Source organism: Sphingomonas faeni (genome assembly GCF_040407565.1).
Lineage (GTDB): Bacteria > Pseudomonadota > Alphaproteobacteria > Sphingomonadales > Sphingomonadaceae > Sphingomonas > Sphingomonas faeni_F.
On sequence record NZ_JAPZPR010000002.1, the window covers coordinates 1 to 19,617 of the forward strand.

Below are 19,617 nucleotides of genomic sequence, written 5' to 3' on the forward strand. Positions count from 1 at the left end.
AAGCGGATGCTCGAAGGCGTGAAGCTTGCGATGGGTATGCCCCGACCCATCCGGCATACAGAGCCGATAAGCATTGTACAGCACGTCGTCGGCGTCACGCTCGAGCCAACCGACGCCGATGGCAATTCCCAGATCGTGTGCCAGCTCCGCAACGCGTGACACGCTCGGTCCATCAACTGGTTCGGCGAGCGCGTACAGGTCCTCACGATCCAAGCCCGGTACGTGCCAGTACCCGCTGATGCACATTTCAGGCAGGCACGCGATCTGTGCTCCTGCCGCGGCTGCCGTTCGGGCAAAATGCTCGATCCGCCCGAGGTTGTATTGCTTATCTGCGGCCCTGTGCTGAAACTGGACAGTGGCGACGCGAAGGCTTCTGCTCATGGAAATGCTCCTATCGGGGCCACCATCGCGATCTACCGATATAACTCCAATGAAAGGTACGGCGTTGTGTGATAACTAGCAGGAATGGATATTGAACGGCTCCGAGCTTTCATCGCCGTCGCGGATCATTGCCATTTCAGCCAGGCAGCCGAGCAGCTCCACATCACACAACCGGGATTGACCAAACGGATTCGCGCGCTGGAACACACACTTGGCGGCACCCTGTTCGATCGCGATCGGCAACCGATCTGCGTGACGCAGCTAGGGCGTCACCTCCTCCCGGTTGCACAGCGCTTGGTGCGCGACGCCGACGCGTTCTTACTCGAAGCCCGCCGCAGAGTCGCAGGGGAGGCCGGAACGCTTGCGATCGGCTTCGGGCTCTCGACGATCACCCTCGCTCCCCGCATCATCAGCAGGTTCCGTTCTATCGTTCCCGACGTCGGTGTGACCATGAACGACTTCTCATCACGCGAGATGATCGATCGGATACGCCGCGACGAACTGGATCTGGGGTTCGTGAGATTCCCAGTTTCAAGCGACCTCGCCTCGGTTCCGCTTGCGACCGATCGGTTGGCGATCGCCGCTCCAGCTGACCTTGAGCTTACGAACGAAGGTCGCCTAAGCGAGCTTGAGAAACTCAAGTTCGTAGCGCTACGTGACGAAAGGGGCCCGGGTCTTGCCAGGCAGATCCGGGAATGGTGTCACGCGCACGCCTTTCACCCCAGGGTAATCCAACAAGCCGACGACATCCAGACAGTACTTGCACTCGTTGCGGCGGGAATGGGATGCGCAATAGTACCGGCGAGTTCCGCCTCGCTACTCCCGGGCCGACTTAGATTATTCCTCCTGCCCGGTGACGAGGCGGTCTGGCGTGTAGGCGCGGTCTGGATGGCTACACGCACTACGGGCCCGTTGGCGCGGGCGACAAGGCTCATCCAGGATTGGTCTGAGCCGGACGCGGCAGGGGCCGAGATTCCATTCGTCTAAGATCCTACCATTGCCGTTCGCGGTCGGCACTGATTGCTTCCCGTTTCGGCATGCGCCCGGTTTTCAAGACGCTGCTCGCGTTCCCATTTCTTGATCGAATTTTGGGAATGGCCGGGTTTGCGAGGTTAGCGGAGGGTCCGTAGTTGACCGCCCTGCACCCCGAACTTATCGTTTAGATCGAGCAGGTGGTGACCTGCTATTGAGCGCTGCTTCCGATCCACGACTACCGCCAATAGCGTGTTGAAGCGACCTGTACCGATTAGGACTTGATCAAAACGATCTAAGGCATCGCGATAGACGTAGTGAACGTCATTGATGCCGGGTAAGCTCAGGGCGTCCAGATCGAGTCCATCGACGTAAGGCCAAATATCGACACTGGGGTCTGCGTTGGCTGTCACGTTCTGCATTGGCGCCAGGAAGCATCTTTCGAAATCTTCTGCGGAAAGTAGTCGGCCCTTTTCCATGCCTTTGACCTTAAAGCATCAGCGAAAGCCTACAACTGGGCTTTTTGCCGATCGTTCCGTTCCCGCTTAGGATCCTTTATGAGACATATTGACGGTGATTGAATGCTTAAACGGTGGGTATCGATCAGTTCTGCTCAATGGATTGGCAAGGCGCTCAGATGAGTGACGGCGAACATCAGCGTCATTCCACTGATGCTGGCGAAAGTCGTGCGTAGTCTAGGTGTTTGATCCCACGGTTTGATGGTGCGATCCTTTCGTTAGAATGGAAGGCAGCAGCATGGGACAGGTACGTCACGGGAGCGCCACGACCACGCATGCCGTCAGAGCAGCAATACAGCGATCGCAAGCTTCGCTCTCGACGCTGAGCCGGGAGCTCGGGATCAACCCGAAGACGGTGGCGAAGTGGCGTAAGCGAGCGACGGTTGAGGATTTAAAGACCGGGCCGAAGGCCCCTCACTCCACGACCTTGACCGAAGCCGAGGAGGCCGCGGTCGTCGCATTCCGGCGCCACACACTCCTGCCGCTCGACGATTGCCTCTATGCGTTGCAGCCATCGATCCCGCATCTGACACGCTCAGCGCTGCACCGCTGCCTGCAGCGGCACGGCATATCCCGTCTGCCAGATATCGAGGGCGACAAGCCTAATCGACAGCGCTTCAAGCGCTACCCGATCGGCTTCTTTCACATGGATATCGCCGAGGTTCAGACAGCCGAAGGCAAGCTCTACCTGTTCGTCGGCATCGACCGCACGAGTAAGTTCGCGGTCACCCATCTCGTCGACAAGGCTGACAGGCGAACGGCGTGGGAGTTCTTGGAACACCTGCTGAAGGCTGTGCCCTACCGTATCCACACGATCCTGACCGACAACGGCATCCAGTTCGCCGAGCAGCCGCGTAACCGGAACACCGCCTGGTCGCGGCAGATGCGCTTCGACATGATCTGCGAAGCCAATGACATCGAGCACCGGCTTACCAAGCCGAACCATCCTCGGACCAACGGTCAGGTCGAACGGATGAACCGCACGATTAAGGAAGCGACCGTCAAACGCTTTCACTACGAGAGCCACGAGCAGTTGCGGGTGCACCTCGCCGACTTCATGGCAGCCTACAATTTCGCCCGCCGGCTCAAGACGCTAAGTGGCCTCACGCCTTACGAATACATCGCCAAAATCTGGACGTCAGAGCCCGATAGGTTCATCATCGATCCGATCCACCAGATGCCGGGACTAAACACCTAGCCATATGCATGGGCGAATATCGCGTCGCCCGGAGGAGGTATGGTGCGGGCGGTTTCGTAATCTACAGCAGTGCGCCGCCCCATAACTTTTCCAACGATGAAGACCCATCTGTCTGCTCTATCCGCGAAGTCCTGAGGCGATTCTCAGTTTACCATCGCTTTTGAGAGTTGGTCAGTCGCTAGGCGCTACGCGGAAGGAGCAAGCGCTTCGATGATCCGGCAGTCGGCGACGGTGTTGCGGCTACAGGAATCTATCAGCGCGTCGAGTTCACCAGCAAGCGCAGTCAGGTCCGCAATCTTACGTCTAATCGCGTCGCGGTGTTGGTTAGCGACAACATCAACCGCGATGCAGGACTGATCGCGCCGATCGGCAAGCCCCATCAACTCGCGTACCTGGTCGATCGAGAAGCCAAGATCGCGCGCACGCCGAATGAAGGACAGGCGGCGTAGATGCGCGTCCTCATAGGTCCGGTAGTTCCCCGCTGATCGTTCAGGCGCGGGCAGCAAGCCAATCTGCTCATAATAGCGGATCGTCTCGACCTTCGTGCCGGTGGCACCGGCCAGTTTTCCGATCGTCAGTTTTTCAGACATAGCGCTTGACCCTCTAGCGACTAGAGGGTGCATATAGGCTGTCAGATCGATTCTATCGAGGTGGCGAACATGGCCTGCACAAGCTGCGCGTCCGACAAGGCGGGTACTTTCAACGACCCCAAATGGCGCCGGGCGCTATGGATCGCACTCGCCATCAATGGTGGCATGTTCGTTATCGAGATACTTGCCGGCATCACGGGTGGATCGAAGGCGCTGCAAGCCGACGCGCTCGACTTTTTTGGCGATACCGCGAACTATGCAATCAGTCTTGGCGTTGCCGGAATGGCGATAGCCTGGCGCGCACGCGCTGCGATGTTGAAGGGGGCGACGCTTGCTTTGCTAGGCGTCTATGTCCTGTTCGCGGCGGGATGGGGGGCGCTCCACGACGCAACGCCCCATGCCGAAATTATGGGCGTGGTCGGCATAGCAGCGTTGATCGCGAACCTTGTCGTCGCGGTCATGCTGTACCGCTTCCGAAGCGGTGATGCGAACATGAGGTCGGTATGGATTTGCTCGCGTAACGACGCGATCGGCAACATCGCCGTCGTGCTGGCCGCAGGCGGGGTGTTCGGCCTCAACAGCGCGTGGCCTGATCTTGCCGTCGCCGCCTTGATGGCTGTGTTGGGAATATCGGGCGGTGTTCAGATCATGCGGCAGGCACGCGCCGAAATGCGTAGCGAGCCCTCACCCGCCCCCGCTACTTACCAGCGGTCGTTACATGGCAGTCGGTAAGCTGCTAAGGCGCGGGCCGATGCACCGCCTTTCCGCCCTGTTCCTCAGTTTCATGCTCGTGCTTATGCTCGGGCTTGGATCAGTTGCGCACGCGACCGAAGGCGTGACGTGCGTTGATACCACAGCGGTCAGCTCCCTCGATCATTGCGACGGCGATGCCGACCAAGTGCCGGCAGACGCCGACAAGGCGTATCCTCACCATCATGGCGGTTGCCACGGCCATCATGTCGGCGTGCCGATCGCGTCCGATTCAACCGGACCAGCCAGCAGCGTTCGTATGACGGCATCGGTGTGGCGCAATGCGCCCAAGGCCCCGGTAGCGTCGGACCCAGCCCTACGCCCTCCCCAAGCCTGACCAACGCCTAATCCCGCCGGGAAAGCCCGTGCGGACGCCCAAGGTTCGTCAGGAGTCCATTACCCATGCACCGTTTTATTGCGGCCTTATTGGCCGTGGCGTCGTGCGCGTCGATCGCGCAGGCGCAGTCAGCCGATCCCACATCGACCAGTCCCCCTCTCACCCTTGATCAGGCGCTTTCACTTGCCGGAGCGACCGCCCCCAGCCTTGAGGCTGCCACAGCAGGCGTCCGGGCAGCAGAGGCAGGCCGCACGGTTGCCGGCTACCGCCCTAACCCGTCGATCGTCGCCGAGACCGAGAACATTGCCGGTAGCGGTCAATATCGCGGCCTTCGCAGCGCCGAGACAACGGCAGGCCTGGCACTACCGATCGAACTGGGTGGCAAACGATCGGCACGGATCGCCGTCGCGGATGCGATTGGTAATCGAGCGCGGATAGGCACGGCGTTGGCTGAGGCTGATCTACGGCTTGCCGTCACGCAGCTCTACATCGAGGCGACAGCAGCGGAGCGTCGGCTTGTGACCGCGCGCGAGCAGGCCGGCATCGCGCGCGAGGCATCGCGCGCAGCCGGCGTCCGCGTTCAGGCGGGTCGGGCATCACCGCTCGAACAGCAGCGCGCCGATGTATTGCGGATCAACGCGGAGACGGCTGTGGAGCGCGCAGAGCGGCTTGCTGAGGTCGCGCGTAGCAATCTTGCCCGACGGATCGGCCAACCCCTCACGGGACCGTTGGACTTGGCGTGGTTCGGCCGTGTCGAGGGCCTTGGTCCAGCGCGGCCGATCGAGACCACCGGGACGCTGGCGTTGGCGGCCACACGCGCGGACGTGACAACGGCAGAGGCACAGGTGCGGCTTGCCAGGTCGCAGCGCATTCCCGACGTGACACTCAGCGCCAGCGCACGCCGGCTTGAGGCTACGAACGACGTGGCAGCAGTGTTCGGGCTGTCGATCCCGTTCCCGCTGTTCAACAACGGCAGGGCGGCAGTGGCGCAGGCGCGGGCGCAGACCGATCAGGCGCAGGCGCTACGTCGCGTGGCCGAGCTGGATACCGCGCAGGATATCGCAAGCGCACAGGCGAACGTCGCGAATGCCGCAACGACCGCTCGCAACGCGAGCGGGCCGGCATTGGCATCAGCAAGCGAAGCCGCTCGGATTGCCCGGATCGGCTACCGGGAGGGCAAGTTCGGTCAGCTCGATTTGCTCGATGCCGAACGTACCCTGTCCGAAACACGAACCGCCGCGATCGATGCGCTCGCCACCTATCACGACGCCAAGGCACGCCTCGAACGGCTTGTTGCCGCAGCGCCCTCGACCGAGGAAACCAATCAATGACGAAGATCATCATACGGGCGCTCGCGCCTGTGACCCTGGCTATCCTCCTTGCCGGGTGCGGCGGGGGTGGCAACAGCGAGGCCGGTGAGAAAGCCGGAGCCGAGAAGACCGAAGGTGCCGAGGCCGGCGAAGCGAAGGAGGGTCCGAAGGATATCGTCACCCTGTCCGCGCAGCAGATCGCGGATGCGGGGATAGAGGTCACACGGCCCACAGTAGGCGGCGTGGCCGGAGCGATCGAGCTATCGGCAACGATCGAGGGTGATCCTCAAGGGGTGCAGGTTGTATCCACCTCCGTAGGCGGTCGGCTTGTTTCCCTCACCCGCAATCTCGGGCAGTCAGTCAGCCGGGGCGACCCGCTGGCTATCATCGAGAGCCGGGAAGCGGCATCACTGAAAGCCGAGGTAGAAGCCGCGCGCGCGCGTTCCGCACTCGCCCAATCGAACCTTCGCCGCGAACAGCGCCTGTTCGCCGAACGCGTTTCGCCGGAACAGGATCTAGTCGCAGCGCGGACGGCCGCGACGGAGGCCAGCATTGCGCTTCGCCTCGCGCAGCAGCAGTTGTCGGCGACGGGCAGCGGAGGCGGTGCGCTCAACCGCATCGCGGTTCGCTCGCCCATCGCCGGCCAGGTCATCGCGAGATCCGCTACACTCGGGCAGGCGGTCGCGGCCGATGCAGAGCTGTTCCGCGTCGCGAACCTGTCGAAGGTCACTGTCACCACCTCACTCGTCCCCACCGATGCCGGCCGGGTGAAACCCGGCGTGCGTGTCGAAGTGACGGCACCGGGGCGGCGTCAGGAGGGGCGCGTCACGTTCGTATCCCCCATTCTGGACGAGACGACCCGATTGGTGCCGGTGATTGCCACCCTCGACAACGCCGGCAGCACATGGCGCGTTGGTGAGACGGTCAACGTATCGATCCTCGTTCCTGCGACCGGGGACCGCACCGTCGCCGTGCCATCGGCCGCAGTGCAGATGATCGAGGACAAGTCGTTTGTGTTCGTCCGCACTGCGACAGGTTTCCGGGCAATTCCGGTGACGCTTGGTCGCACCAACGGCGGACAGGTCACCGTAACGGCGGGCCTTACGGGATCAGAGCGCATCGCTTCCACAAACAGCTTCACGCTCAAGGCCGAACTCGGCAAGGGTGCGGGCGGGGATGAGGACTGAGCCATGATCGGTCGCATCGTCACCCTCTCCGTCGAGAAGCGCTGGCTCGTCCTGCTTCTCACCATCGCGGCTGCATTGCTCGGGATTGGCGCGCTGCGTCAGCTTCCGATCGACGCCGTACCCGACATCACCAACAATCAGGTGCAGATCAACGTCGTTGCTCCTGCCCTCTCCCCCGATCAGATCGAGAAGCAGGTTGCGTTCACGATTGAAACCGCACTCGCTGGCATTCCCGGCCTTGAATATACCCGCTCGCTAAGCCGCAATGGCTTTGCCCAGATCACGGCTGTTTTCACTGAAAAGTCCGATATCTACTTTGCGCGGGCGCAGGTCGCGGAACGCCTGCGAACCGCTGAGGAAGACCTTCCCGAAGGTGTGAACCCGGAGATGGGGCCGATCGCCACAGGGCTTGGCGATATCTTCATGTGGACGGTAGAATATCGCGAGCAGGATCAGGTTCGTCACCGCAACGGCGAACCCGGTCTGCAACGCGATGCCAGCTACATTACCCCCGAGGGGGATCACCTCGTCAGTGACGCCGACAAGGCGACCTACTTGCGCACCGTTCAGGATTGGATCGTCACACCACAGCTCAAAAGCACGGCCGGGCTTGCTGGCGTCGACTCCCTTGGTGGCTACACCAAGGAATATCTCGTCGTTCCGGACATACAGCGCATGGCGGCAATGCGGCTGACGCTTCAGGATCTCACCACCGCCCTTCAGCGCAGCAATACCAGCGCGGGCGCGGGCGTGGTCAACCGCAACGGCGAAGGGCTGGCGGTTCGATCGGATGGGCGTGTCCGCAACGCCGACGAGCTGGCGCGTACCGTCGTTGCCACCCGTGAGAGCGTTCCGATCCTGCTCAACCAGATCGCTACCGTTCGCACCGGACAAGGGCTGCGCATGGGATCGGCGTCGGAAAACGGTCATGAGGTTGTCGTCGGGACCGCGGTTATGCGGATCGGGGAAAATAGCCGCACGGTATCGACTGGCGTTGCCGAACGGCTGACGCAGATCGGCCGTTCGTTGCCGGTCGATGTGGTTGTGAAGCCGGTCATGAACCGGACCGAGCTGGTGAACTCCACGATCGCTACCGTAGCCCGCAATCTTGCGGAAGGTGCGGTGCTGGTGATCGTCGTTCTGTTTGCGCTGCTTGGCAATTTCCGCGCGGCGCTGATCGCGGCCTGCGTCATCCCGATCACGATGCTGCTGACCAGCATTGGCATGTTGGAGGCGGGCGTTTCGGCCAATCTGATGAGCCTCGGCGCGCTCGACTTTGGTCTGATCGTGGATGGCGCGGTCATTATCGTGGAGAACGCATTACGGCGTTTAAGCGAAGCGCAGCATGGTCGTAATGACGTGCTGACGATGGAGCAACGTCTTGGAATCGTAGCGGCATCGGCGCGCGAGATGATCCGGCCATCGGTGTACGGGCAGGCTATCATCATCCTTGTCTATGCGCCGTTGCTCACCTTCACGGGTGTCGAAGGCAAGATGTTCGAGCCGATGGCGCTGACGGTTATCATCGCTCTGGTGTTCGCCTTCATCCTGTCGCTGACCTTCATACCGGCAGCGATTGCGATCTGGCTCAGCAAGCGGGTCGAGGAAAAGGAAAGCCGCGTCGTCACGTTCCTCCGGCAGCGCTATGAGCCGGGACTCGATGCAGCAATGCGCCGGCCCACCCTTACCATCGGCGTCGCGATCGGCGCGCTGGCACTCGCCGGGGCCGCTTTCACGACATTGGGGCAGGAGTTCTTGCCGCAGCTCGATGAGGGCAACATTCTCGTGCAGGCAGTCCGCATACCCGGCACATCGGTCGATCAGAGCCAGGCAATGCAATTCCAGGTGGAAAAGGCACTCGCCAAGGCCCCTGAGGTCCGTTTCGCCTTCTCGCGCACCGGTACGTCCGAAATTGCATCGGACCCAATGCCAGCGAACGCTACAGATACCTTCGTCATCCTGAAGCCTAAGAAGGAATGGCCGAACCAAGGTTTGACGAGAGAGCAGCTTATAGAGAGCTTCGAGAAGCGCCTCTCTACTCTGCCGGGCAACGCCTACGAGATCACCCAACCTATTCAGATGCGTTTCAACGAATTGATTGCAGGTGTGCGCGGCGACATCGCGGTGAAGGTATTTGGCGATGACTTCGGCGAGATGAATGTAACCGCCGATCGGATCGCCGGCATCCTGCGAAAGACGCGGGGTGCAGCAGACGTGCGGGTTGAGCAAACCGAGGGCTTGCCGATGCTCGATATCCGACCGAACCGCACCGCCATGTCCCGCGTCGGGGTAACGGCTGGTGACGTACAGGACACGGTTGCCGCAGCCATTGGCGGCCGACAGGCGGGCGTGATCTTCGAAGGCGATCGTCGCTTCCCCGTTGTGATCCGGATGGCGGAAAGCTCACGATCCGATCTGACGGCGGTTGCTCAGGTCCCGGTGCCGACCGGTAGTGGCGGCTTCGTACCGCTATCGACTGTGGCGGATATCGCCGTGGTTGATGGTCCCAACCAGATCAGCCGCGAGAACGGCAAGCGGCGTGTCGTGGTGCAGGCCAATGTCCGCGATCGAGACGTGGCCGGTGTCGTGGCTGATGCCCGGTCAGCCATCGACGCTCAGGTGAAATTGCCGGCCGGCACGTATCTCGAATGGGGCGGTCAGTTCGAGAACCTGGCATCTGCCCGCGATCGGCTCAGCATTGTGGTGCCGATATGCTTCGTGGTCATCATGTTCCTGCTCTACGGCGCGCTTGGTTCCGTCAGGGACGCGTTGATCGTGTTTACCGGCGTTCCGCTGGCGCTGGTCGGAGGCATCCTTGCGCTGGTGCTAAGAGGCATGCCGTTTTCCATTTCAGCGGCAGTCGGCTTCATCGCGCTATCAGGTGTCGCGGTCCTCAACGGGCTGGTCATGGTGTCGTCTATCCATGATCTGATGCGGCAAGGCATGGATCGTGCGGTAGCGGCTCACCAAGGCGCTCTGGCACGGCTCCGGCCGGTTGCGATGACGGCGCTCGTTGCGTCGCTTGGCTTCGTGCCGATGGCGCTTGGTCATGGTGCTGGAGCCGAGGTGCAAAAGCCGCTGGCGACCGTCGTCATTGGTGGCCTGATATCCGCAACCCTGCTCACCTTGTTCGTGCTCCCGACCCTCTACGCTCGTTTCGGACGGCGCGAGCTGCCGGCACCACCTGGCGGATACATCAAACTGCCGCCTGTGGCTCATGACGGCGTGAGGGCTTAAGCTATGCAGGCCGTTGCCTTCACGCTCATTCCCGTCATCGCCGTACTGATCGGCACGCTTTTCGCGGTATCGAGACGGCCAAGTGATGCCTTTGTAAGCGCCATGCAGCATTTGGCGGCGGGCGTCGTGTTCGCCGCAGCGGCAGCGGAAATCCTGCCCCAAGTGATGCACGAAGGGTCGCCGATCGCGACATTCACAGGCGGCGCGCTTGGCATTCTAGTGATGCTGTCGCTCAAAGCCCTTGAGGGTCGCGCCATTGGCCCGATCGCTATGTTGGGCGCTGTAGCAGTCGACATCCTGATCGACGGGCTCGTTCTCGGGCTGGCGTTCGTCGCTGGCGGGAAGGCGGGCGTGTTGCTGACGATCGCGTTGACGTTGGAGGTGCTGTTTCTCGGACTGACCGTGACGACCGAGTTGGGGGAGACGATCAAGTCCAAGGCACGTATCATCGCGATTACGATGGGGATCGCCATGTTGCTGCCAATCGGTGCGGCGATAGCGACTCCCGTTGCGACGTTTCCGCCCGTCGTCATCGCCGGTTTTCTCAGTTTCGGCTTGATTGCGCTGCTCTACCTCGTGACGGAAGAGCTGTTGGTCGAGGCACACGAGAAGCCCGACACCCCGCTTATCAGCGCCATGTTCTTCATCGGGTTTTTGGGATTGCTCCTGATCGAGGAGGTATTGGGCTGACCGCTCGACGTGGAACGGCGTGGACCGATGATGACGACAACGAGCTTCGTCGGTGTATCGAGGCCAGGCAGACTTTAGCGGTGATCGCACGCGAGATGGGACGAACGATGGATGCGGTTCGGGGAAGAGCCTCGACCCTGAGGGTAACTCTCCGCTCGTCGCAGCGACCGTGGCGGGACGGGGTGCCGAGGCGGCCGAAGCCGACCGATGACGACGCCGGTGCAAGTAGGGTCGGTCCCCCGCCTCTATTTTGGGGTCACTGCACGAAAGTGAAGTTTACGTACGCTAGGATCGAACGAACGGCGAACGCGGACGGTCCTAACGTCTGAAGGGAATGACGACAGCCTGATCGAGGAAGACGCGCATGCCTTCTTCTTTAACGGTCTGGCGGAAGGCGGCATGAGCCGCATCGTCGGTCGCGAAGAGGTCATCCCACACCGTGGACGTTCCATTCTCATTTTCCACTTCGAGCGACCAACCCGGCTCATTCTCGAGCCTTATGATATTTACACTCACGGTGATGCCCTGCTCTGTAACGACGCCGGATAGGCTCGAAGTGACGATGTTGGGGTCGCGTTCGTGCATCACTCTTTCCTCATGCTTTGCTACGGTTTGGCAGCGGCGCCTTCGAGCGCCTTGTAGAGCGCTGTTTTACCGACTTTGAGCCGCGTGGCCGCCTCCCGGACCGTCAGGCCTGCCGCGATATGATCGCGCGCCTTGCGCAATTTGTCAGGCGTGATGACCGGACGCCGACCGCCAAGGCTCCCCCGTTCCCGCGCAGCCTTCAAGCCGGCGTTGGTGCGCTCGCGGATCAGGTCGCGCTCGAACTGGGCGAGCGAGCCGAAGATGTTGAACACGAGCATCCCGCCCGACGTGGTGGTGTCGATCTGCTCGGTGAGCGATCGGAAACCAACGCCACGCGCGGCCAGTTCGCCGACCTTTTCGATCAGGTGGCTCATTGAGCGACCGAGGCGGTCCAGCTTCCATACAACTAGCGTGTCACCGCCACGTAGATAGGCCAGGGCCTCGGCAAGCCCCGGCCTATCAGTTTTAGCGCCGGACGCATGGTCGTCGAAGATGCGCTCGCATCCGGCCGCGTTGAGCGCGTCGTGCTGTAGCGCCAGCTTCTGGTCGCCGGTCGATACCCGCGCATAGCCGATCAGCGCCACGGTCGGTTCCGATCTGTCCGTTTTCCCATCGATTTGCATTCTTGTCCGAATCGCCATCGCGGGTCCAGAGTTGACGGACATATTCATGCTGGCCGCCAGAGGACCGTCTGACGGACAGTGCGGGAAAGGTCGTGACGCATGGCAAGACGGCAGTTGCTGACACGCGAAGCGCTCGGCTCACATTACGATCCTCCAACCGACGAACGGGAGATCGCCCGTCACTTTACCCTCAGCCGTGAGGATCTCGATCTTGTCAGCGAACGACGTGGAGCGCCAAGCCGCCTCGGGTTCGCGCTGCTGCTGCTTTACATGCGTTGGCCGGGCCGCGTGCTGGAAGCCGGTGAGAAACCGCCGAGTGCCATCCTCGCCTTTGTCGGCGATCAGGTCGACGCGCCGGCAAAGGCGTTCGACGATTACGCCCGTCGCGATGAAACCCGCCGCGGGCATCTCGCCGATCTCATGCAGCGGTTCGGCTATACCGCTTTCGACCGTAACCACTTTCGCGAGATCGTGGCGTTCGCGATGCCGGTCGCGCAGACCGTCGCGCAGCCTCTCTTGCTTGCCGGCACCGTGATCGACGAGTTGCGTCGGCGACGGGTACTACTGCCGCCCCCGGCTGTCATCGAGGCAATCGTCAGGCACGCGCGCCAGCAGGCCGAACAACTCACCCATGAAATCCTGACCAGCGGCATTGAGCCTGACAAGCTCACGATGCTCGATGCCTTGCTGACCCGGCGGTCGGATCAGGGAACGACATGGCTGGCCTGGCTGCGCAATGCGCCGCAATCACCGGCACCGCGCAACATCCTGCGGCTGCTGGAACGGCTCGATCATGTCCGCAACCTCGGCCTCGACCTTGCGCGCGCCGCCATGATCCCATCAGCGACATTCGACCGGCTTGCCGACGAGGCGGTACGGATCACGCCGCAGCACCTCGGCGAACTGACCCCGCTACGCCGCCGTGCGACACTGGCGGCCGCAACAATCCGCCTTGAGGAAAGCCTCACCGACGCGACGCTCACCATGTTCGATAAGCTTCTCGGCAGCATGGTACGCCGGGCGGAAAACCGAACGCGCGACAAGGCAATCAGGACGGTGCGCGAGATGCAGGGGCATCTGCGCACCCTGACCAACAGTTGCCGCGTGCTCATCGACGCACACGCCAAGGGTATCGACTCCCTCGCGCGTCTCGGCCCGTTCGACTGGGAACGGTTCGGCTCCGCCGTCGATCAGGCGGAAGTCCTGGTCCGCCCCGAGACGATCGACCGCACGGCCGAACTTATTGAGCGGCATCGCACGGTGAAGTTGTTCGCCGGGCAGTTCCTGCGGGCGTTCGAGTTTCGCGGTGCCGGGCCGGTGCAGGGAATTCTCGACGCGCTCGCCATCATCGCTGATCTCTACCATACTGGAAAACGACGCCTGCCTGACAAGGTGCCGCGGCGCTTCGTGCCGGCGGGCTGGCGTCCATTCGTAATCCGTAACGGTGTCGTTGATCGCGCGGCCTATGAACTCTGCGCACTGTCTCAGCTTCGCGATCGGCTGCGGGCCGGCGATATCTGGGTGGCAGGCAGCCGACAGTTTCGGGATTTCGACAGCTATCTCATTCCGCCCGCTACCTTCGCAGCGTTGCGCGAGAAGGGGCCACTTCCGCTCGCGATCGCGACCGGGTTCGTATCTCATATCGAGGATCGCCGTGAACGCCTGAACCGCGCGATCGAACGGGTAACGGTGCTGGCCCGGCAGGGCGAACTGCCGCAGGTCCGGCTCGACGAAAACGGGCTGATGATCTCCCCTTTGAAGGCGATCACACCGCCCGCCGCAGAGGTCGCCCGCCGCACCGCCTATGACCGTCTCCCCCGCGTAAAAATCACGGATATCCTGCTCGATGTGGATACGTGGACCGGCTTCGGCGACTGTTTTACCCACCGGCGATCAGGCCGTCCGGCCGACGACCGTAATGCGTTGCTGACCGCGATCCTTGCCGATGGCATCAATCTCGGCCTGACCCGCATGGCGGACAGTTGCCGTGGTGCCAGTCTGCGCCAACTCGCGCATCTGCATGACTGGCACATCAGCGAAGCCGCCTATGGCGAGGCGCTCGGACGACTGATCGAGGCGCATCGCGCGATGCCGCTTGCCGGATTATGGGGCAGCGGCATCAGCTCGTCGAGCGACGGACAGCAATTCCATGCCGGCGGGCGGGGCGCTGCGATCAGCGATATCAACGCGCGCAACGGCAACGAACCCGGTGTGTCGTTCTACACTCATATCTCGGACCAGTATGACCCGTTCGGCTCGCGCGTGATCGCCGCGACCGCGGGCGAGGCTCCCTATGTCCTCGACGGTTTGCTGTATCACCAGACCGGGTTGTCGATCGAAGAGCATTATACCGATACGGGCGGCGCGTCCGACCATGTGTTCGGGCTGATGCCGTTCTTCGGCTACCGCTTCGCGCCACGCTTGCGTGATATCAAGGAGCGCCGCCTGCACCTCCTGCCCGGGCAGGAAGCGGGGCCGTTGCTTGCCGGCATGGTTGGCGATCCGATCGCGCACGACCACTTAGCCGCGCATTGGGACGAACTGCTGCGGCTCGCCACCTCGATCCGAACCGGAACCGTCACCGCGTCGGCTATGCTGCGCAAGCTGTCCGCCTATCCGCGCCAGAACGGTCTGGCATTAGCGCTGCGCGAGCTCGGACGGCTCGAACGCTCGATCTTCATGCTCGACTGGTTGCAGGACATTGATCTGCGCAGGCGCACCCAGGCGGGGCTGAACAAGGGGGAGGCGCGCAACGCGCTTGCCCGCGCATTGTTCTTCAACCAGCTCGGCGAGCTGCGCGACCGCCAGTTCGAAAATCAGTCTTACCGCGCCTCCGGCCTCAACTTGCTGGTCGCCGCGATCATCCTGTGGAACACACGCTATCTCGAACGGTCACTGGCCGACATGGGAGCGCCGGACGATATTGCCCGCCATATCGCACCGCTGGGCTGGGAGCATATCGCGCTCACCGGCGACTATAGCTGGGAGCGGGACGATAGGCCGGCACCGGATCAGCTCAGGCCGCTACGCATCTCGCCCTCGCTCTTGGCAGCTTAGCCCTTTGTATGACCTGATACGCCCAAGTCGGTGATAGCGAGTAAATTGACCGTTCTCGAAAGCGGACATTTCGAACCACGGTTCTGACACTTCGCGCCGCGCAAGAATACGTGGGCCTGCGGCAGCTTCACAACCGTCCGGTTATGACACCAGCGACTTTCCCGATTGAGATGGTATTTTGGGATTATGGAAGTGGCTCGGTTAGCCGGTTCCACCTGAAACATCGGGAGCCACCTTGGGGTCGGGGTCCTGCGCCTTGCCGGTTGCGGGTGCCGCCTTCTGATGCGGCATGGCGGTGAGATAGGCGACGATTGCGTCGACGTCCTTCTCGGCCACCGGCGCCTTATACACCTCGCGCATCTTGGTGACGGTCGCCTTCCACTGAGCCGCCGATAGCGCAGGCTGGGTCAGCGCCATACTGGCCGAGTGGCATGAGGTGCAGTTGGCGTTGATGACGTCGGCGTGCGGACCATCGGGATAGCTCGCGTCGTCGACCGGCAGGTCGACGCTGGTCGAGGTAAGCGAGAAGCCGCGGGCCGACACGCTGACGGGGGGCGCCGGCTCGGACGTCTCGGAGATCGGGGCAGACGCCTTGCGGCTGCTCGGCGCACCTATCGAGATGAGGATGATACCGGTCAGGCCGATCAGGCCAGCGGCCATGATGCCGGGAGACGGGGTCTTCATGCTACTCGCTCCTCAGGCCGCAATGATGGTGGTGGTTTCGATGTTGCCGCGCATGAACCCGCCGGGGTTCCAGATCGGCTTCATCGGCTGGGCGACACCGTTGGCGTTCCAGCAGCGCACCATGATGGGGTTGGGACCGCGCCTAAGCGGCACGCGACCATCCCAGCGCCGGAAGCTATACTTGCCCTCGTCCGCTCCGAGCGTCGTCCTGTACCAAGTGCGGCCACCATCGGATGAGACATCGACCTTGGCGACGCCGCAGTCGCCGCCCATCGCGATCCCGCCAACCGGGATGGACGCTTCATAGGCGATCGCCTGGCCATCCGGCAGGCTGGTCATCCAGCTGCGCGGGATCATGCGATTGATCGGCACGGTCGGGAAGTCCTTGGCACCGGGCGCGACATTCGCGCCGGGTGTAGCCGGTATCTTGTAGGCCTTGGCCATCCAATACTGGTCGTCAGGGCCGGGCAGTACCTCGATCGCGTTCAGCATCTTGACCCAGTAGGTCGAATACCAGCCCGGGACGATCAGCCGGCAGGGAAAGCCGTTGAGGAGCGGCAGCTGCTCGCCGTTCATGCCGAAGGCGATCATCACTTCGCCGTCGCGGGCATGGTCGATGTCGAGCGCCTTCTCGAAGTCAGGGGCGCCCGTCACAACCGGCTGATCGAGCGCGCCGAAGCGCACCTGTACCGCGCCTGCCTTGACCCCCGCGAGGTCCAGCACGTCGCGCAGGCGCACGCCGAGCCATTTGGCATTGCCCATCGCGCCGTTGCCCCATTGCGCGCCGGCGACACGCGGCTGGAACAACCCACGGCTGTTGCCCGAGCACTGATTGACCGCTGCCATCTCGACGCGCGGCAGGCGCAGCAGTTGGGCAAGGCTGATCGACAGCGGTCTGTTGACGTGGCCGAAGACCTTGAGGCGAAAGCTCTCGACGTCGATCGAGGTCGGGATGTCGGCCCAGTGCCAGCGGACGAAGAACTGGTCGTTGGGCGTGAACACCGACTTGTCGAACACGTCCATCGGCGTCTCCAACAGCGGAGGATGGATGCGTTGGAGGATCATGCTGCCCTTGCCAGGAAAGGCGCTGGTCATCGGCCGCTCGGCATTGCCGCCAGGCAGCTTCAGGTCGACGAGCTGCTGCGCCAGCGCAGGTGCTGCGGCAAGGCCGGCGGTGCCGAGCGCCGTACGCCTGAGAAAGCGGCGACGGCTGGTTTCACTCGCCAGCGCGGCGTCAAAATTGTCCATGACAAGGCTCTCCTGTGGCCAGCCACGCTGGCGGATCGAAGGGGCGTTCTGCAAGTGATCGGACCGACTGATCCGATCATCAGGGTGGATCAGTTCGGGGTAGCGATGCAGGGCGAGACGAACAGGTTGCCGCGCCATGCTCCGGCGAGCGTCTTGGCACCGACCAGCAGCCACATCGCCGCGAGCGCGATCGTCAGCACCGTGCCGACGATACCGAAGAAGCCGAGGTTCAGCGTCGTACCGAGGCGGAAGGTGGCGACGGTGTAGACGCCGAGCGGGAAGGTATAGCCCCACCAGCCAAGGTTGAATGGGACGCCGGCGCGCCAGTAGCGGATGGTGATGAGCGTCGCGAGCGCCAGCCACCACAGGCCGAAACCCCACAGGCAGAGCCCGGCGACGACGCCGATCCCTTGCGCGACGGTACCGACACCGACCAGCCCGTGCGCCGCGAGGATCGCCGGCGCATCCGCCCCAAGCACCAGCATACCCAGCGCCCCGGTGCCGATCGGCCCCAGCGCGAGCCAGGAGGATGCCGCCATGCTCTCGTGCGGGAGCTTGTGGAGCGCCATGCGCAGGATCAGAATAGCGAGGATGCCAAACGCGACCGGCACCGAATAGGCCCACAGCACATACGAGGTCGCGAGCGTCACGATCTGCGCGTGGGGATCGGTCAGATGCGGAGCGAGTAGCCCGCCGCTGGCACCCGCCACTTCCGCTGCGACGACCGGCAGCAGCCATACCGCGGTCATGCCGTCCAGGCTGTGCTCGTGGCGGGTAAACATCAGGTAGGGGATCAACACGCCGCAGGCGAGCGACATGGCGACGTCGATCCACCACAGGACGTGTGCGACCGGCACGATGCCGTTACCGAATCGCGCGATCCCGAAGGCGAGACATCCGTTGATGATCGTCGCCAGGCCCATCGGGATGGTCCCGATGAACATCGACACGGTGTTGTGGCCGAAGATGCGCCGTGCCTCATGCCCGAACATCGCCCAGCGCGCGCCATAGAGACCGGCGAACAGGATGAAGAGCGCGATGTTGAAGAACCACAACACCTCGCCAATCGGTTTGAGCGCGGGGCCGATGCCGGGCACCTGCGGCAGCGCGAGAGCGAGGATGCCGGTGCCCATGGTCGCGGCAAACCAGTTGGGTGTGAACTGGCGGATCATCTCGCGCGGGTGATCGAGCCTGCTTAGCGGCTTGAGGCCGGTCAGGGCCGAAGGTGCGTCGGCAGTCATGCGACCTGCTCCTTGATGAGGTCCGTCAGCGCGTCGGCCGCGCGGGTGCGATAGCGTTCCTTGTGGCGCAGCGCGTGGAAGGCGCGATCGGGTAACTCAAGCGCCAGCTCGACCAGATCGCCGGCCTTGAGCGCGCGTGCGACGACCAATCGCGACAACACAGCGACGCCGGCACCGGCCTCGACCGCGGTACGCACCGCCTCGTTGGACGGCAGCGTCATCGCTACCGTCAACTGGGCCGGATCAAACCCGCGCGTTCGCAGCACGTCCTCGAAGGTCGAGCGCGTGCCCGAACCCTGCTCGCGGACGATCCAGCGTGCAGCGCGAAGCCAGTCCTCGTCGACACGCTCGGCGTCCCTGCGTCCGACCAGCACCATCGGATCGCGTCCGACTTCCCAATGCGCCAGCGCTGGTTCGTCCACTTCGCCTTCAACGAAACCGAGTTCCGCCGCTCCGCTAAGGACCTGCGCTGCCGCGCCTTCGGTGTTGTCGATCGCCAGCTCGACCGCGATCTGCGGGTGGCGCTCGTGGAAGGCGGCAAGCCTTGCGGGCAACCAGTAGCTTGCGATCGTCTGGCTGGCGACGATCCGCAACGAACCACGGGCAAGCCCGGCATAGTCCGCCAGCATCGTCTCGGCATGCGCTGCCCGCCCCAGCACCGCGCGCGCTTCCTCCAGAAAGCCGCGGCCCGCTTCGGTCAGCTGGATGCCACGCCCGACGCGGTGAAACAGAGGAACCCCGTAGCGCGCTTCGAGGGCCGCGACCGCGCCGGAGGCAGCGGACTGCGTGACGTTCAGCACCTCTGCTGCCTTGGTGACGTGTTCGCGCTCGGCGACACCGACGAAGATTCTGAGCTGCTCCAGGGTCATGCAGCTTGTATCGCGGAAACTGATCGATACGACCAACCGTTTGATCTGTTTGTTCCAATCTGGATATCGGAACGATTGGTAATCCTTCGTCTGCGATAGTCTTGAAGGCTTGAAGCGATCCGCGCGCTTGCGGCGTTGGT

At 62.8% G+C, this 19,617-nt stretch carries 18 protein-coding genes; 9 read left to right on the plus strand and 9 right to left on the minus strand.

Going from position 1 to position 19,617, the window contains the following annotated elements:
• On the minus strand, nt 1–381 hold a 381-nt coding region (locus tag O6Y00_RS04415), incomplete at its 3' end, for a nitrilase-related carbon-nitrogen hydrolase (protein WP_353441411.1).
• A gap of 84 nt (nt 382–465) precedes the next feature.
• On the opposite strand from O6Y00_RS04415, the gene O6Y00_RS04420 reads away from it, so the two are divergent.
• Entirely contained in the window at nt 466–1,368 is a 903-nt protein-coding gene (locus O6Y00_RS04420; RefSeq protein ID WP_353441412.1) for a LysR family transcriptional regulator, read from the plus strand.
• A 125-nt stretch (nt 1,369–1,493) separates the two neighbouring features.
• Here O6Y00_RS04420 and O6Y00_RS04425 read toward each other — a convergent pair whose 3' ends face one another.
• Nucleotides 1,494–1,832, minus strand: a complete 339-nt coding sequence (locus O6Y00_RS04425; protein WP_353441413.1) for a hypothetical protein — start codon at nt 1,830–1,832, stop codon at nt 1,494–1,496.
• 277 nt (nt 1,833–2,109) lie between these two features.
• Here O6Y00_RS04425 and O6Y00_RS04430 point away from each other — a divergent pair, with 277 nt between their 5' ends.
• On the plus strand, nt 2,110–3,069 hold the full coding sequence (locus O6Y00_RS04430) for an IS481 family transposase (RefSeq protein WP_353441836.1): 960 nt from the start codon (nt 2,110–2,112) through the stop codon (nt 3,067–3,069).
• A 185-nt stretch (nt 3,070–3,254) separates the two neighbouring features.
• Here the strand turns inward: O6Y00_RS04430 and O6Y00_RS04435 are convergent, their stop codons facing one another.
• The gene (locus O6Y00_RS04435) at nt 3,255–3,659 is read right to left on the minus strand and encodes a MerR family transcriptional regulator (RefSeq protein ID WP_060527464.1); all 405 of its coding nucleotides are present in this window, start codon (nt 3,657–3,659) and stop codon (nt 3,255–3,257) included.
• A gap of 69 nt (nt 3,660–3,728) precedes the next feature.
• On the opposite strand from O6Y00_RS04435, the gene O6Y00_RS04440 reads away from it, so the two are divergent.
• The 6 genes from O6Y00_RS04440 to O6Y00_RS04465 all read left to right on the plus strand — a co-directional run bounded on the left by O6Y00_RS04440 (nt 3,729) and on the right by O6Y00_RS04465 (nt 11,170).
• Nucleotides 3,729–4,391 (plus strand): cation transporter, encoded by a 663-nt coding sequence (locus O6Y00_RS04440; RefSeq protein ID WP_060527465.1) that lies wholly within the window; start codon nt 3,729–3,731, stop codon nt 4,389–4,391.
• A 19-nt stretch (nt 4,392–4,410) separates the two neighbouring features.
• A complete protein-coding gene (locus O6Y00_RS04445; RefSeq protein ID WP_156359424.1) occupies nt 4,411–4,746 on the plus strand; it encodes a hypothetical protein in 336 nt (111 codons plus the stop codon).
• A gap of 65 nt (nt 4,747–4,811) precedes the next feature.
• Nucleotides 4,812–6,077, plus strand: a complete 1,266-nt coding sequence (locus O6Y00_RS04450) for a TolC family protein (RefSeq protein ID WP_060527466.1) — start codon at nt 4,812–4,814, stop codon at nt 6,075–6,077.
• Entirely contained in the window at nt 6,074–7,243 is a 1,170-nt protein-coding gene (locus O6Y00_RS04455) for an efflux RND transporter periplasmic adaptor subunit (RefSeq protein ID WP_055879912.1), read from the plus strand. The genes O6Y00_RS04450 and O6Y00_RS04455 overlap by 4 nt, the downstream gene beginning before the upstream one ends.
• Before the next feature lie 3 nt (nt 7,244–7,246).
• Nucleotides 7,247–10,480, plus strand: a complete 3,234-nt coding sequence (locus O6Y00_RS04460; RefSeq protein WP_353441414.1) for an efflux RND transporter permease subunit — start codon at nt 7,247–7,249, stop codon at nt 10,478–10,480.
• Between the two features lie 3 nt (nt 10,481–10,483).
• Nucleotides 10,484–11,170: a ZIP family metal transporter gene (locus O6Y00_RS04465; protein WP_353441415.1), complete on the plus strand. Its 687-nt coding sequence runs from the start codon at nt 10,484–10,486 to the stop codon at nt 11,168–11,170.
• Nucleotides 11,171–11,488: 318 nt separating this feature from the next.
• Here the strand turns inward: O6Y00_RS04465 and O6Y00_RS04470 are convergent, their stop codons facing one another.
• Together O6Y00_RS04470 and O6Y00_RS04475 are read right to left on the minus strand one after the other, a co-directional pair.
• Nucleotides 11,489–11,755, minus strand: a complete 267-nt coding sequence (locus O6Y00_RS04470; RefSeq protein ID WP_037529330.1) for a hypothetical protein — start codon at nt 11,753–11,755, stop codon at nt 11,489–11,491.
• A 20-nt stretch (nt 11,756–11,775) separates the two neighbouring features.
• Nucleotides 11,776–12,339 carry a recombinase family protein gene (locus O6Y00_RS04475; RefSeq protein ID WP_137898443.1) on the minus strand — a complete coding sequence of 188 codons (564 nt, stop codon included), beginning with the start codon at nt 12,337–12,339 and terminating at the stop codon, nt 11,776–11,778.
• A 138-nt stretch (nt 12,340–12,477) separates the two neighbouring features.
• On the opposite strand from O6Y00_RS04475, the gene O6Y00_RS04480 reads away from it, so the two are divergent.
• Entirely contained in the window at nt 12,478–15,435 is a 2,958-nt protein-coding gene (locus O6Y00_RS04480; RefSeq protein WP_353441416.1) for a Tn3 family transposase, read from the plus strand.
• Between the two features lie 201 nt (nt 15,436–15,636).
• Here O6Y00_RS04480 and O6Y00_RS04485 read toward each other — a convergent pair whose 3' ends face one another.
• The 4 genes from O6Y00_RS04485 to O6Y00_RS04500 form a co-directional block, all read right to left on the minus strand.
• Nucleotides 15,637–16,119, minus strand: a complete 483-nt coding sequence (locus O6Y00_RS04485; protein WP_037529331.1) for a c-type cytochrome — start codon at nt 16,117–16,119, stop codon at nt 15,637–15,639.
• Between the two features lie 12 nt (nt 16,120–16,131).
• Nucleotides 16,132–17,367 carry a molybdopterin-dependent oxidoreductase gene (locus O6Y00_RS04490; protein WP_055982114.1) on the minus strand — a complete coding sequence of 412 codons (1,236 nt, stop codon included), beginning with the start codon at nt 17,365–17,367 and terminating at the stop codon, nt 16,132–16,134.
• Nucleotides 17,368–17,456: 89 nt separating this feature from the next.
• The gene (locus O6Y00_RS04495) at nt 17,457–18,608 is read right to left on the minus strand and encodes a TDT family transporter (protein WP_055982116.1); all 1,152 of its coding nucleotides are present in this window, start codon (nt 18,606–18,608) and stop codon (nt 17,457–17,459) included.
• A complete protein-coding gene (locus O6Y00_RS04500) occupies nt 18,605–19,477 on the minus strand; it encodes a LysR family transcriptional regulator (protein ID WP_055982119.1) in 873 nt (290 codons plus the stop codon). The genes O6Y00_RS04495 and O6Y00_RS04500 overlap by 4 nt, the downstream gene beginning before the upstream one ends.
• Nucleotides 19,478–19,617: the final 140 nt, after the last annotated feature.